The organism is Gilliamella sp. B3022 (assembly GCF_028751545.1).
Classification (GTDB): Bacteria; Pseudomonadota; Gammaproteobacteria; order Enterobacterales; family Orbaceae; genus Gilliamella.
Genome location: NZ_CP071867.1, coordinates 786667 through 801157, shown reverse-complemented (window position 1 = coordinate 801157; position 14491 = coordinate 786667). Strand labels below are relative to the sequence as shown.

Annotated in this window: 14 protein-coding genes; 6 read left to right on the top strand and 8 right to left on the bottom strand. The window is 34.5% G+C overall.

Translation table 11 applies throughout. The features are described from left to right. Positions 1 to 17: 17 nt before the first annotated feature. Together envC and J4T76_RS03500 are read left to right on the top strand one after the other, a co-directional pair. Entirely contained in the window at positions 18 to 1229 is a 1212-nt protein-coding gene (envC, locus tag J4T76_RS03505) for a murein hydrolase activator EnvC (RefSeq protein ID WP_267341619.1), read from the top strand. Further along, positions 1229 to 2047, top strand: a complete 819-nt coding sequence (locus J4T76_RS03500; RefSeq protein ID WP_267341621.1) for a divergent polysaccharide deacetylase family protein — start codon at positions 1229 to 1231, stop codon at positions 2045 to 2047. The genes envC and J4T76_RS03500 overlap by 1 nt, the downstream gene beginning before the upstream one ends. On the opposite strand, the gene rapZ is transcribed toward J4T76_RS03500, so the two are convergent. The 4 genes from rapZ to dsbB all read right to left on the bottom strand — a co-directional run bounded on the left by rapZ (position 2048) and on the right by dsbB (position 4928). Continuing rightward, positions 2048 to 2896, bottom strand: coding sequence for an RNase adapter RapZ (rapZ, locus tag J4T76_RS03495; RefSeq protein ID WP_416380289.1), 849 nt, complete (start codon positions 2894 to 2896; stop codon positions 2048 to 2050). 83 nt (positions 2897 to 2979) lie between these two features. After that, positions 2980 to 3576, bottom strand: coding sequence for an XTP/dITP diphosphatase (locus J4T76_RS03490; protein ID WP_267341623.1), 597 nt, complete (start codon positions 3574 to 3576; stop codon positions 2980 to 2982). Between the two features lie 85 nt (positions 3577 to 3661). After that, positions 3662 to 4318 carry a bifunctional tRNA pseudouridine(32) synthase/23S rRNA pseudouridine(746) synthase RluA gene (gene rluA, locus J4T76_RS03485; protein ID WP_267341624.1) on the bottom strand — a complete coding sequence of 219 codons (657 nt, stop codon included), beginning with the start codon at positions 4316 to 4318 and terminating at the stop codon, positions 3662 to 3664. Between the two features lie 67 nt (positions 4319 to 4385). Next, complete coding sequence (gene dsbB / locus J4T76_RS03480) at positions 4386 to 4928, bottom strand: disulfide bond formation protein DsbB (RefSeq protein WP_267341625.1); 543 nt, start codon at positions 4926 to 4928, stop codon at positions 4386 to 4388. 148 nt (positions 4929 to 5076) lie between these two features. Between dsbB and rluC the strand changes: the two genes are divergently transcribed. Together rluC and J4T76_RS03470 are read left to right on the top strand one after the other, a co-directional pair. Then, positions 5077 to 6066 carry a 23S rRNA pseudouridine(955/2504/2580) synthase RluC gene (gene rluC, locus J4T76_RS03475; RefSeq protein ID WP_267341627.1) on the top strand — a complete coding sequence of 330 codons (990 nt, stop codon included), beginning with the start codon at positions 5077 to 5079 and terminating at the stop codon, positions 6064 to 6066. A gap of 20 nt (positions 6067 to 6086) precedes the next feature. After that, positions 6087 to 6749, top strand: coding sequence for a histidine phosphatase family protein (locus tag J4T76_RS03470; RefSeq protein ID WP_267341628.1), 663 nt, complete (start codon positions 6087 to 6089; stop codon positions 6747 to 6749). Between the two features lie 78 nt (positions 6750 to 6827). Here the strand turns inward: J4T76_RS03470 and J4T76_RS03465 are convergent, their stop codons facing one another. The 3 genes from J4T76_RS03465 to proS form a co-directional block, all read right to left on the bottom strand. Further along, a complete protein-coding gene (locus J4T76_RS03465; protein ID WP_267341629.1) occupies positions 6828 to 8282 on the bottom strand; it encodes a beta-barrel assembly-enhancing protease in 1455 nt (484 codons plus the stop codon). 128 nt (positions 8283 to 8410) lie between these two features. After that, a complete protein-coding gene (locus J4T76_RS03460) occupies positions 8411 to 8878 on the bottom strand; it encodes a dual specificity protein phosphatase family protein (RefSeq protein WP_267341630.1) in 468 nt (155 codons plus the stop codon). 139 nt (positions 8879 to 9017) lie between these two features. After that, positions 9018 to 10739: a proline--tRNA ligase gene (gene proS / locus J4T76_RS03455; RefSeq protein WP_267346105.1), complete on the bottom strand. Its 1722-nt coding sequence runs from the start codon at positions 10737 to 10739 to the stop codon at positions 9018 to 9020. Positions 10740 to 11161: 422 nt separating this feature from the next. On the opposite strand from proS, the gene J4T76_RS03450 reads away from it, so the two are divergent. Continuing rightward, positions 11162 to 12463, top strand: coding sequence for a serine/threonine transporter (locus J4T76_RS03450; protein WP_267356125.1), 1302 nt, complete (start codon positions 11162 to 11164; stop codon positions 12461 to 12463). 198 nt (positions 12464 to 12661) lie between these two features. Next, entirely contained in the window at positions 12662 to 14029 is a 1368-nt protein-coding gene (locus tag J4T76_RS03445) for an L-serine ammonia-lyase (RefSeq protein WP_267341634.1), read from the top strand. Between the two features lie 95 nt (positions 14030 to 14124). On the opposite strand, the gene J4T76_RS03440 is transcribed toward J4T76_RS03445, so the two are convergent. After that, positions 14125 to 14484 (bottom strand): helix-turn-helix domain-containing protein, encoded by a 360-nt coding sequence (locus J4T76_RS03440; RefSeq protein WP_267341635.1) that lies wholly within the window; start codon positions 14482 to 14484, stop codon positions 14125 to 14127. Positions 14485 to 14491 lie beyond the last annotated feature (7 nt).

Below are 14491 nucleotides of genomic sequence, written 5' to 3'. Positions count from 1 at the left end.
ATCCTAATTACAATTCTATGGCTATTTATCAAAAATTTCTTATCCCTATTTTAATTGGATTAATGCACGCCAACTTCTTGTATGCTATGGATGATAATCAGAAGTTACAAACTTTGCGCCAGTCAATTAAAGAACAAGAAATTCGTTTAGCTGAACAGAAAAAGGAAAGAACACAATTAGTGAGTGATCTCAAACACCAAGAAACTGAGATTGCCAAACTGTTGACTTCAATTGAAAAAAATAATGTCACATTGAATAAACTTAATAAGGAAATTACTCAGTTAATCAAGCAGATCGATGAGTTAAATGTTAAACAACAGCAACAAAGACGCGCATTAGCAAAGCAACTTGAAACAGCTTTTAAACTAGGTAAAAAAACAGGTTTTGAGCTTATTTTTGCTAGTGAACAAAGTGAACGTAATGAACGTCTTATCACCTATTTTGGTTACATTAATGACGCCAGAGAACAACATATTAATGCTCTGCGTGAAACTCAATTACAGCTTAACGAAAAAAAATTAGCTTTACAAAAGAAACAGGTCTCCCAGCAAACGTTACAAACAAAACAAAAGCAGGAACAAATAGGACTTGAAAAAAATCGTCAAGATAGAAAAAAAACGATTACTTCATTAGAATCATCCATGCAAGTAAATCAACAAAAACTGGCTCAATTGCATGAAAATGAGACAAAACTACAAGCAAAAATTGCTGAAGCTGAGAGAGAAAGCCGGCGTGTAGCAGAAGAAGAAGCAAGACAAGCAAAAAATATACAAGCAAAACAAAAAAATAATAATTATACTTTAAGCCCTGATGAGCGTTCGCTCATGGCTCGAGTGAGTGGCATTGGTAAACCACAACGCCAGTTTAATTGGCCTGTAAGTGGAACTGTCTTACATCGATTTGGTGAGTCACTACAAGGTGAATTATATTGGAAAGGAATGGTGATAAATGCTAAAGATGGTACACAAGTGAAAGCGATAGCCAATGGACGAGTAATATTAGCGAGTTGGTTACAAGGTTATGGTTTTGTTGTCGCAATTGAACATGGTAAAGGTGATATGAGTTTGTATGGATATAATCAGAGAGTGCTTGTGGCAGTCGGTGATAAAATTTATAGTGGTCAACCCATTGCTTTAGTAGGCTCTAGTGGTGGGCAAAATAGTTCAGGATTATATTTTGAAATTCGTCGAGATGGAAAAGCGTTAAATCCTAGTGGATGGTTAAAATAGTGGTTCGTTTACTTAGTTCAATGGCCCTCGGTCTATTATTACAAACAAGCAATGTATGGGCGGCACAGTTAGCAATTGTTATTGATGATTTTGGCTATAGGCAACATAATGAAGAACAAATTATTAAGCTTTCGCCTAATATTACTGTGGCGGTATTGCCTAATTCTCCAAATGCGCATCGTATTGCAAATATCGCTCATCAACATGGTAATGATGTGATCATTCATTTGCCAATGGCGCCATTTGGTAAGCAGCCGTTAGAAAAAGATACTTTGTATCCTTATATGGAAGAAGAGGAAGTTGATCGTATTGTAACCGATGCGGTAGCACAAGTACCTCATGCAATTGGTGTTAATAATCATATGGGTAGCTTAATGACATCCAACCAAATTGGAATGGAAAATGTTATGAAAGCACTCCGCCATCACTCAATGTTTTTTTTAGATAGTAAAACTGTCGGAAAAACAGCGGTCATAGATGCTGCAAGTATTTATGATATTCCCGTCTTAGAACGAGATGTATTTCTAGATGATAAGCAAAATGAAGCTGCTATTAGTCAACAATTCGAGTTAGCTATCAAAGTTGCACGTAAAAATGGTTCAGCCATTGCTATTGGGCACCCACATCCACAGACGATCAATGTGCTTAAAAATAAACTGGCTAACTTACCATTAGATATTGAATTAATCAAAGTCAGTCAACTTGTAATTCCATTACCAACAGAATCTAAACCAAAAGTAACATTAAAATACATTTTTGAACATTGTATAAAACGTTTAGAAGATGCATGGAATTTTAATAATGATCTAAATAAATAATTATCTTTTTTCTAATGTTCGATGGCGAATTTGTGTTTGTTTATTTTGTGCTTGAAAAAATTCAGCTAACTGTTCTGCAATAAAAACAGAACGGTGTTGTCCACCGGTACAGCCAATAGCGATAGTTAAATAACTTCGATTATTTTTCTCCAACATTGGCAACCATTGTTGTAAATAATTAGCGGTTTGATAAATAAAATTGGTTACTTCATCTTGTTTGGATAGATAATTTATAACAGGTTTATCTAATCCGGTTAGGGGTCTTAAATTGATATCCCAATGAGGATTAGGTAAAAAACGGACATCAAATACAAAATCGGCATCAACTGGTAATCCATGTTTAAACCCAAATGATTCAAAAATGATAGTCAATTCACGCTCTTTTTTACCTAAAATACGTGTTCTTAAAATGTCAGATAATTCGTGAACGGAAAGATTATCAGTATTAATTACTAAACTTGCATGTGATTTTAACGATTCTAAATAATTTTCTTCAAGATCGATTGCTTCCTCAAGTGAATATTTTTGGTTGGCTAAAGGATGGATTCGCCTTGTTTCACTATAACGACGGATAAGAGTATTACGGCTACAGTCTAAGAAAATGATTTCAGGTGTTACTGATTCAGGAAGTTTTTGCAGTATATCGTAATTAAATTCAAAATTGATAGGTAAATTGCGAATATCAATACTAACAGCAACAGGCGTATTATTATTTTTTAATGCATCGGCTAATTGCGGTAATAAAGCGACAGGAATATTATCAACACAATAAAATCCCATATCCTCTAGCGCTCGTAAAGCAATTGATTTTCCTGAACCAGAACGTCCACTTACTATCATCAGAATCACAATTAAAACTCCAATATTGATGTTTTTTTCAGTATATACTGTTTGTTTGTAAAGATGCAATTTCGTGTTGATATGAAACTGATTTAATTTTCGGTTTTAATCTTAGCAATAAGTTGTTTAAGTGCTTGTCCTCGATGAGAAATCTGGCTTTTATGCTCTTTTGTTAACTCTGCTGCACTGCAATTGAGTTCAGGTACATAAAATAATGGATCGTAGCCAAAGCCACCTGTACCTCGTGTTTCATTCAAAATGATGCCATTCCACTTTCCTAAGCAAATAATTGGTGTTGGATCATTTTCATGTCGCATAAATGCCAATGCACAATAAAAATAAGCGGAACGTTTTTCACTTGGTACATTGTTTAATTCCTGTAATAATTTTTGATTATTGTTTTCATCGTTACCTTGTTCACCTGCATAACGGGCAGAATAGATCCCTGGAGCACCGTCAAGAGCATTAACCACTAATCCGGAATCATCAGCGATTGCTGGCAATCCAGTAAATTTAGCGGTATGTCTTGCTTTTAATATCGCATTTTCAATAAAGCTTAAACCTGTTTCATCCACATCAGGTACATTGAACTCTTTTTGTGCAACAATGTTAAACCCTGCATTGGCTAAAAGGTTTTGGAGTTCATTAACTTTACCTTGGTTATTTGTTGCTAAAACAATTTTTTGCATTCTAATTTCCTTAATATAACTTGTTTGTTAAATATTATCGCTAGTGAATTTTGTGTCACTGTGGGGAGTTGATATATGCACATTTTTAAAAATTAGGTTCGCACGTAAAAGTCATGCTTTCACCTGTTTTAGGATGATTAATGGTCAGTAATTGGGCATGTAACAACAATCTTTGAGACATCGAAAATGCCTCAGGATGCGCATAAAATTTGTCTCCTAAAATTGGATGCCCAATAGCTTGCATATGAACACGTAATTGATGTGACCGCCCCGTAAATGGAAATAATTTAACTCTGGTGGTATTATTGGCATTTCGTGAAATAACTTGATATTCAGTTAATGCATGTTTACCATTTTCAAAATCGACCATTTGCCTAGGGCGATTAGGCCAATCACAAATTAAAGGCAGTTCAATTTTTCCCGTATCTTGCGCAAGATGCCCATATACAACAGCAATATAGGTTTTTTTAGGGATCCGTTCTCGAAATTGCTTTTTGATGTCTCGATCTGCTAATTTTGATAGTGCTGCAACCATAATACCACTGGTTGCCATATCTAAGCGATGAACAGACTCCACATAACTGTATTTCTGTTGTAAACGGTGAATAATACTGTCAATAAATTGAGGTTTATTGCCTGATACCGACAATATACCAGGTTGTTTATTAACAACGACAATATGGTCATCTTGATGTAGGATAGAAAGCCAAGGGTCAATGGGGGGATGATATTCCAAAAGCATTTATGTATGACAATTCTCAAAATAAAATTGCCATACATTTTAGCAAACTCAACAAAAAGTGCCAGTTTTATAAAAGTGCCTCTGGCTTGACATTATGTTTTCTTGCCGAGAAAAATTGAGCAATAAAGACAGCTAGCCCAACAAGAAAATAACAGGCGAAAATAATAATCATCCATTGAGACATTTCGATGGTTAAAAAAGTCCAAATTTTATCGGCACATGAGCCATACGCATTAAACATACTTGGTAACCATTGATTTAAAGGTAACCAAGATGGAAATTGAACGTTAATTGAACATGTATCACTGAGGTTGGGTTCAAATTGTAAATGGGCATGAAATGTGGCTAGGGTAAATCCTTTATATGCACTAATCAACCAAATCAAAATTCCGATTAATCGAAAAATAAAATTATTAGGCTTAATCAATCCAATAATGCTTGCAAGCATAATTCCAAAAATTGCACAGCGTTGATAAATGCATAATGTACAAGGGGCTAGTCCTAACCCATATTGAAAATAGAGAGCCGTTAATTCAAAAATAAAGGTAGAAAGGAATAATAAAAACCAAGCAGCTCTGCCATGTGAGTAATGATTGAGTAGTGATAACATACTATTTTATTCCTCCATATTCCGTTATAATTACCTATCTTTAATTATATCGAAAGTAATCTAACTGATTTTTTAGTGATGGTAGTGTAGTTTATTTTCGGATAATGTAAACGACTTTTATACATTGATGGCGGATTAATCACTTCTTATGGATTCAAACGTTCCACAAACTAAATTGCAAGTCTCATTTGTTACAATTTCAGAAGAAAATGCGACACAACGAATTGATAACTTTTTAATCACACATTTAAAAGGTGTGCCTAAAAGTATGATTTATCGCATACTAAGAAAAGGTGAAGTGAGAGTTAATAAAAAACGCGTAAAACCCGAATATAAATTAAATCATGGTGATGAAATTCGTATTCCTCCTATTCGCGTTGCCGAAAAATCGACCCCCGAAATTTCAACTAAGCTTAATAAAGTAGCCGATTTGGAAAAAGCAATTATTTATGAAGATGATGTGATTTTAGCAATTAATAAGCCTTCTGGTATTGCTGTTCATGGTGGTAGTGGTTTGAGTTTTGGTGTTATTGAAGGATTACGTGCATTAAGACCCGAAGCAAAATTTTTAGAATTAGTCCATCGAATTGATCGTGAAACATCGGGTGTGTTGTTAATCGCTAAAAAACGTTCTGCATTAAAAGCATTACATGAGCAGCTGAGGCTTAAACAGATGCAAAAAAATTATCTTGCATTAGTTAAAGGAAATTGGTCGTCGGAATGTAAAGTAGTGCAGGCTCCATTACTTAAAAACGTATTAAAAAGTGGTGAACGAGTTGTCCGAGTTGATAAAGAAGGAAAACCTTCTGAAACACGATTTAAAGTTGAAGAGCGATTTGATTTTGCAACTTTAATTAAAGCCAGTCCGGTTACGGGGCGTACTCATCAAATTCGAGTTCATACTCAATATGCTAACCATCCAATTGCTTTTGATGATCGTTATGGTGATAACCAATTTGATGCACTATTGGTAAATACAAAGCTTAACCGGTTATTTTTACATGCAGCAAATGTGAAATTTATTCATCCTAAAACTTTACAAGAAATGCAATTACATGCGCCTATGGATGATAAGTTACAGGCATGTTTAAATCAGCTTAGAAATGATAAATATCAACAAACAGAATCGTTAAAATAAAAAAAAGGTAGTGAGTACGAATGAAAGATCTCAATTTATACTTAATTAGACATGGGCAAACAGAGTGGAATGTTAAAGATCAAATGCAAGGATCGCAAAATTCACCTTTGACAGAGCAAGGCATTTTGGGTGCGAAAATAACAGGGAAACATTTAAAAAATGTGCCTTTTTTGCAAGCATACTCCAGTACTCAACAACGTGCTATAGAAACACGAAATTATATTGTTAACGAAAATCTTCATAATATTCCAACTTTCGAACTGTCTGATTTGCAAGAAATGGATTTTGGTAATTGGGAGGGAAAACACGTACCGACTCTTAAAAAAGAAGTGCCAGAATTTATGACTTATTTAACCGATCCCGCTAATTTTGATGCATCTGTTAATAAAGGTGAAAATTACCTGGATGTTCTAACACGAATGAAACAAGCTTTAAATACAATAATCCAACAAGTGCCACAAAATACAGGCAATATTTTGGTTGTTTCGCATGGAACGGTATTACGGTTATTACTTTGCGTATTAAATGGAGGCGATTGGCGTTTACATCGTGATGAACAATACTTTCCTCGTATGTTAAATACCAGCGTAAGTGTTGTTAATTATCAACAAGCCGATGACCAGTCAGAAGGGAAATTTACGGTTAAATATTATAACAATATAGATCATTTAACGGATAAATAATTGGCCATGTATTTTTTATTATCTCTCAAATAATGTGTTTAATAACATAAAATGAGAGATAATAAACTGGCATAACATTTATGTTTTACTGTATTGTGAATACCGTTGTTGTAGCTGTTGTAACTGTTTAATTCTAGCCTCAATCCTTGACATCAAGATTTGATCGCCTTTCGTATGATTTTTAGCATTTTGTAATATTTGGATTGAACGTTGAAATTGACCTTGTAGTGCAATGAGTTCTGCTTGAGCACTCATTTCTTTAGCTCTTGAATGCAATCCCCCATAAGCCAAAATCAGTAACTCCCAACCATTGGTATCATCATTGTGATCAAAAGTATATCGATGAAGGATACTTACGGCTTTTTGATAATTTTTATTTTGCACATAAGCATTAGCCAAATTGAGTTGTAATGCTGAACTATTTGGAGATTTTTTTAATGCAGCTTGCAATCGATTAATTGCAGCACTATTGTTATTCGTACTTAGATCAATATCTGTCATTAAATCTATGTACCAAAGATTATTGGGATCATTATCTAATAATGGTTGCAGTTGCTGTTTTGCTTTTTGATAATTACCATCTCGATAATCCGTTAGTGCAGCACCATAAATCATAGCCATTTTGCTTTGTTCATTATTGATTTTTTTGTAATCTTCAAGTAATAATTTACCAGTATTGCTATTATTATTGAGTAAAATTGCTATTCTTGCTTTGGCTAAATAATAATTAAGTGAAGGAGCAACATCTTTTTTGGAATATTGCATTGAACGATTACGAATATCGGCTAAACGACTATTTGGTAGCGGGTGAGTAAGCAAAATTTCTGGCTGCTTACTACTAAAACGGGTTTCATCCGCTAGCTTTTGCAAGAATTCCGATGAAGCATATGGATCAAACCCTGCTTTAGCAAGTGTCCTTAAACCAACACGATCGGCTTCTTGTTCATTACTTTGAGTAAAACTAATCATACTTTGCGTTGAACCAGCAATAGTACTTGTCATTGCCATCATCCCAGCTTCTGGATTGGCTAATGCTAATAGTAAAGAACCTAATGTAGCACTCCAAACATAAGGACTGTTACGATTCTGGTTTTCCATTGATCTCGCTAAATGACGTTGAGTAACATGTCCAATTTCGTGAGCCATGACAGAAGCTAATTGGCTTTCATTATTTGTATCTAATATTAATTTAGAGTGAATAACCACATTACCGCCAAACATAGCAAATGCATTAATTATATTGCTTCGTATAATATAAAAATGAAAAGGTGTTTGTACTGATTCTGCTTTTGAAACTAATTTTTTACCTAAATCATTGATATATTGATTCAAAACTGGATCGTTAATAATAGGGGCATCCGCGCGTAATAACCGCATAGAATAATCGCCCATCTCCATCTCTTGTCCTATACTTAACGTTGAAGCAGCGGTCGTACCTATATCAGGAAGATTGATATTATCGGCATAAACTAAAGGGGCATGTTGTAATAATAGTGAGGTAGATAGCACAAATGCGACTGTTTTTTTTAACATTATTTCAACCTATAGGAATATGAATATTTGACAATTATCATTTTAGATGAAAAAAAACACAATTTCACTTTGATTTATTAATCAATCTATAAATATATCAGGTTTTGAGGATAAAAAATAATAAAATATTATAATACTGCGGCTCGAATTTTTTCGATATCTACATTTTTGATGTATTTAACAATATTAGGATAAACATTATAGTGATGACCAAATTCTGGGTTCATTAATTCATCAATGGCTTGAGATTTTGACCAATTTTGGAAGACTATACGATACATAGCCACAGCAACACCAGTACGATCGCTACCATGCCAACAATGAATTAAGACTGGTTTGGGTGATTGTTTAAAAGCTCTGAGTATCTCAATCATTTTTTCGTCGGTAATATTGCCAGCCCGTACCTTGATCCAAACTTCGGAAAGAACAGTATTTTCTAACTTATCTCGATTACTATGCAATAAACGCAAGTTGATAATGGTTTTAAAACCTAACTTACTAAGATATTGTATCTGTTTTCGAGTAGGCTGTTCTGATCGTGAAAGATCGTTCGAGATTTTATAAAAATTATTGGGTAAATTATTGCTAGGTTTCATATTAAATTGGCAGTCAAATATCCTGAAAAAGACACAACACAACATGAATAAATTTGTTATTTTTACGTTGATAAAGCAATAACAAGGACTTAATTGTTGTGTTGTGACAGCATAAATATGTGCAATTTATCTATTAATTTTATACCAATTGACGACGGTTTTGGATAAATTCAATGATGCTTTCAATTTTTACCATTTCTTTATCCCCTCCACAGCGGTGTTTATATTCCACTTCGCCATTTTCAAGATTTCGTTCACCAATAACAATGGTATGTGGAATTCCTATTAACTCAGCATCGGCAAACATCACACCTGGTCGCTCTTTACGATCATCAAGCAACACTTCAATACCTGTAGCTTGTAAATCCGCATAAAGTCTTTCAGCTGTTGCTTGTACTTTTTCAGATTTATGCATGTTCATAGGAATAATGACAACACTAAATGGAGCGATGGCTTCTGGCCATACAATACCACGTTCATCATGGCATTGTTCAATTGCTGCGGCCACAATGCGACTGACACCAATGCCGTAACACCCCATAATCATAACATGGTTTTGTCCATCCTCGCCTTGAACCGTAGCTTTCATGGCTTCTGAATACTTAGTTCCAAGTTGGAAAATGTGCCCAACTTCAATGCCGCGTTTAATTTGTAATGTGCCTTTACCATCAGGACTCATATCACCTTCAACCACATTACGAATATCTTCAATGCGTGGAAGAGCAACATCTCGTTCCCAATTAATATTAAAGTAATGTTTATGATCAATATTCGCTCCAGCACTAAAATCACTCATTACTGCGACATCCCGGTCAATAATAATTGGCATATTTAGGTTAATTGGACCTAATGATCCAGGACCAGCATTAACAATAGCGCGAATTTCTTCATCAGTTGCAAATTCTAATGGTGAAGCAACAATGTCAATTTTTTCAGCTTTGATTTCATTTAAAGTATGATCACCACGCACTAATAATGCGACTAATTGATGACCACTTTCTTTAGTTGCTTTTACCATTAATGTTTTAACCGTTTTTTCAATTGGTAAATTGAACTGTTGAACTAATTCATCAATGGTTTTAGCATTTGGAGTATCCACAATTTCCATTACTTTTGTTGGCGCTGCACGGTTTTGAGTCGGTGCTAATGCTTGGGCCATTTCGATATTGGCTGCATAATCTGATTCAGTTGAAAAAACAATATCATCTTCACCACTATCAGCTAAGACTTGGAATTCGTGTGACCAATTACCTCCAATTGATCCGGTATCGGCACGTACTGCTCTAAAGTTTAAGCCTGCGCGAGTAAATACTGCACTATAAGCTTTGTACATGTCATCATAAGTTTCTTGTAATGATGCTTGTGACGTATGGAATGAATAAGCATCTTTCATAATAAACTCACGTGAACGCATTACACCAAAACGTGGGCGAACTTCATCACGGAATTTGGTTTGAATTTGATAAACATTCAATGGTAGTTGCTTATAGGAACTAACTTCATTGCGTAGTAAGTCGGTAATCACTTCCTCATGTGTTGGTCCTAATACAAAGTCGCGATGACCTCGGTCTTTAATACGTAATAGCTCTGGGCCATATTGTTCCCAACGTCCACTTTCTTGCCAAATATCAGCAGGTTGGACAACAGGCATTAGTACTTCAATTGCACCAGCTTTATTCATTTCCTCTCGGACAATGTTTTCAACTTTTTTAAGTACACGATAACCAGTTGGCAACCAAGTATATAAACCTGCCGCAACTTTTCGAATCATACCGGCACGTAACATTAATTGATGACTAATTACTTCAGCATCAGCTGGCGTTTCTTTTAACGTAGAAAGAAGATATTTACTGGTTCGCATGAATTTATCCCGAAAAATAATTTACTTATAAATATACTAAAAATGCTTGCTAGTTTAGCAGTACCCAGCGCAACACTAAAGTAATTTTATCGTTATTTTTGATGTGAAATAGATAATAAAAACCTTAATAGCCTTTCAAATAACACAAGCGACTTGCGATCAATGCCAAATCTAATTCTAATTTAAATTGCATTATAATTTTTTGGCCAATTGAAAATTGTTGGTAATTTTATAAATATTTTGTATTAAAATTGATGCTTTAATTTTTTTGGCAACACTAAGTATCAAAATAGATATATTTTTAAAATATATGATATTGATTATATTTAACTTATTATGTTTATGTGACAAAGATCACGTTGATAAGGATATTAAGTTGATATCATATGCGCAAAATTTTTAAACATAAGGAGTAGTTTAATATGGACCAATTAACCATTAATGAGGGGATAACAATTTCTAAAGAGGATGCGGCATTATCTAAATGGCGTAAAAGCGATACTCTATGGATGCTAAGCCTTTATGGTACTGCGATTGGTGCAGGAGTTTTGTTTTTACCAATTAATGCGGGTGTTGGAGGTTTAATTCCTTTATTAGTGATGTTAGTTCTTGCTTTTCCTATGACATTTTTTGCTCATCGAGCTTTGTGTCGATTTGTATTGTCAGGTAAAAACCGAGAAGGGGATATTACTGTTGTCGTTGAAGAAGCTTTTGGCCGCACTGCAGGTAACTGGATAACAGTACTTTATTTTTTTGCTATTTACCCCATTTTATTAGTATACAGTGTTGGCATTACTAATACCGTCGACAGTTTTATGGTGCACCAACTTGGTTTGGCTTCACTACCAAGAGTTTTGTTATCTTTTATTTTGGTCGCTTTTTTAATGTCGATTGTTCATTTTGGTGAAGGGTTTATTGTAAATGTTATGTCCATTTTGGTGTTTCCTTTCATTGCGGTATTAATGATTTTAGCATTATTTTTAATTCCTGAATGGAATGGTGAAATTTTTCATAATATTTCTTTTAGTAATAATGATTATAGTGGTCATGGTACTTTAATGACACTTTGGTTGGTCATTCCTGTTATGGTTTTTGCATTTAATCATTCGCCGATTATTTCTTCTTTAGCTGTTGCGAAACGTAAAGAATATGGGAAAACTTATGCTGAACCAAAATGCACTAAAATTATTGCAGTCAGTAATATTATGATGGTTGTAACTGTGATGTTTTTTGTATTTAGTTGTGCACTTTGTTTATCACCTACAGAACTTTTAGAAGCAAAAGCGCAAAATATTTCAATATTATCTTATCTAGCTAATCGCTTTAATTCGCCGGTGATTGAGTATATTGGTCCACCAATTGCCTTTATTGCTATGGCTAAATCGTTTTTGGGACACTATTTGGGAGCTAAAGAAGGGTTTAATGGTATAGTGAATAAAGCTTTACGTTGTCGTAACAAAACAATATCTGAAAACAAACTTGAAAAACTTGTTGTGTCATTTATGTTTTTAACAGCATGGGGCGTTGCAACACTAAATCCGAGTATTTTAGGTTTAATTGAATCACTAGGTGGTCCAATTTTGGCTGTCCTATTGTTCATAATGCCTATGTATGCCATTCATAAATTGCCCACATTAGCAAAATATCGTGGCAAACTGAGTAATGGATTTATTGTGATCATGGGATTCATTGCGATTTCAGCCGCTATTTATAATTTAATTTAAGATTAACCCATTATTTATTATGAATGATTTGATTTTTTAATGAATAAAATCCATGGGTATTAGCCAATAGTATGCAGGATCTATAGGTAAAATAGTGTTAATAGTGAATTAGCTTATTGGCCGTTTTGTTACAATAGTAAATTTTTAAAGATTTAGACTCGCGCCATTGAGTTGCGTTTGTATCAAAAAGGGAAAAATATGAGTTCGGTATTTGAAATATTTAAAATAGGTATTGGTCCTTCAAGCTCACATACTGTTGGCCCTATGAGAGCAGGAAAGGCATTTGTAGATCAACTGATAAATAATGACATGATGTCATCAGTTACCAAAATTGTTGCTGATGTTTATGGATCTTTATCACTAACAGGTAAAGGTCATCAAACCGATATTGCAATTATTATGGGGCTTGCCGGCGAAAAACCTGATAGGGTTAATATTGATAGTATTCCATCATTCATTGAAAGAATCAGTCAAACGCATCGCTTACCGATTTATAATAAGCGTTACGAAATCGATTTTTCTCTTGCGAGTTGTATGGTGTTTCATTCAAAATTTTTGCCACTCCATGAAAATGGTATGAAATTGAGTGCCTACAATGGTGAAACTCTGCTGTTTGAGAAAACCTACTATTCAGTAGGTGGTGGTAAAATTGTAGAAGAAGAACAGTTTGCACAGCAAAAACCAGAAACAGTAAAACTGCCTTATCGGTTTTCTTCTGCCTCACAATTATTAAAATATTGTGAAGATAATTCTTTATCAATTTCAAGTATTATAATGAAAAATGAGCTGCAACTTCATTCGTATGAAGAAATTGAAGATTATTTTTCACGCGTAGGGCAAACTATTTTAGAATGTATCAAACGTGGCATGAACACAGAAGGTTTATTACCTGGGCCACTTAAGGTACCACGCCGAGCTTTCTCTCTTTATCGGCAGCTATCAACAATGAATGATCAGATCATCGGCGATCCTATGGTGATCATTGATTGGGTGAATATGTTTGCATTTGCAGTTAGTGAAGAAAATGCAGCTGGTGGGCGTGTGGTTACGGCTCCAACTAATGGTGCTTGCGGTATTATTCCTGCTGTTTTGGGTTATTATAATAAATTTATTAATCCAGTCACGCCTGATATTTGTATTCGATTCTTTTTAACCTGTGGTGCAATTGGACAACTTTATCAAATGAATGCTTCTATTTCTGGTGCCGAAGTGGGTTGCCAAGGTGAAGTGGGCGTGGCTTGTTCAATGGCTGCTGCGGGATTAGCCGAACTTTTAGGGGGTAATCCTCAACAAGTCTGTATGGCGGCTGAAATTGCGATGGAACATAATTTAGGTTTAACGTGCGATCCTGTCGCTGGGCAGGTGCAAGTGCCATGTATTGAGCGTAATGCTATTGCAGCGGTTAAAGCTATTAATGCCACAAGAATGGCGTTGAGAAGAATAACGGCAGCAAAAGTCTCTTTAGATAAGGTGATTAAAACAATGTATGAAACCGGTAAAGATATGAATGCTAAATATCGAGAAACATCGCGAGGAGGATTGGCAATTACGGTACATTGTAATTAAGATCTCATTATTTATCTTCGTCTGTTTTATCATTGGCGAAGATAAAAATTACCCTATATACTTATTTTTAGCATTTTGTTTTTTAGAGTATCTTTTTAGTATTTCCAGCGCATGGTATTCACTTTAGAGCGTAAAAAATCATTTTCAATTAGTATTTCAACTGTTTCTTTTCTGGTTGTTCGTTGTTTTCTTTTTCGTTTTGGTTGGTCTGCATAAGTTTTGTGAATGACTTCGTTGTAGGCGAGTAGATTATTGAGTTGATCGAGTTCACCTAATCCTTTAAGAACTGAAATTAATGTTTGTAATGTGATTGATTCGCCTTGCTCAATACGTTTTATCGTTGCTATACCAATTTGAGATTTATCTGCAAGTTCTTGTTGTGATAAATTTTTTTCGATTCTAGTTATTTTTATTCGGCGACATAACAATTTAATCATATCGGTAATTTCATTCATGAAATAT

What these genes read in the sequence shown, in the direction of transcription:
- envC (WP_267341619.1), top strand. Translation starts at nt 18, where the DNA reads ATGGCTATTTATCAAAAATTTCTTATCCCTATTTTAATTGGATTAATG.
- J4T76_RS03490 (WP_267341623.1), bottom strand. Translation starts at nt 3,576, where the DNA reads ATGCAAAAAATTGTTTTAGCAACAAATAACCAAGGTAAAGTTAATGAA.
- rluA (WP_267341624.1), bottom strand. Translation starts at nt 4,318, where the DNA reads ATGCTTTTGGAATATCATCCCCCCATTGACCCTTGGCTTTCTATCCTA.
- dsbB (WP_267341625.1), bottom strand. Translation starts at nt 4,928, where the DNA reads ATGTTATCACTACTCAATCATTACTCACATGGCAGAGCTGCTTGGTTT.
- rluC (WP_267341627.1), top strand. Translation starts at nt 5,077, where the DNA reads ATGGATTCAAACGTTCCACAAACTAAATTGCAAGTCTCATTTGTTACA.
- J4T76_RS03470 (WP_267341628.1), top strand. Translation starts at nt 6,087, where the DNA reads ATGAAAGATCTCAATTTATACTTAATTAGACATGGGCAAACAGAGTGG.
- J4T76_RS03465 (WP_267341629.1), bottom strand. Translation starts at nt 8,282, where the DNA reads ATGTTAAAAAAAACAGTCGCATTTGTGCTATCTACCTCACTATTATTA.
- J4T76_RS03460 (WP_267341630.1), bottom strand. Translation starts at nt 8,878, where the DNA reads ATGAAACCTAGCAATAATTTACCCAATAATTTTTATAAAATCTCGAAC.
- proS (WP_267346105.1), bottom strand. Translation starts at nt 10,739, where the DNA reads ATGCGAACCAGTAAATATCTTCTTTCTACGTTAAAAGAAACGCCAGCT.
- J4T76_RS03450 (WP_267356125.1), top strand. Translation starts at nt 11,162, where the DNA reads ATGGACCAATTAACCATTAATGAGGGGATAACAATTTCTAAAGAGGAT.
- J4T76_RS03445 (WP_267341634.1), top strand. Translation starts at nt 12,662, where the DNA reads ATGAGTTCGGTATTTGAAATATTTAAAATAGGTATTGGTCCTTCAAGC.
- J4T76_RS03440 (WP_267341635.1), bottom strand. Translation starts at nt 14,484, where the DNA reads ATGAATGAAATTACCGATATGATTAAATTGTTATGTCGCCGAATAAAA.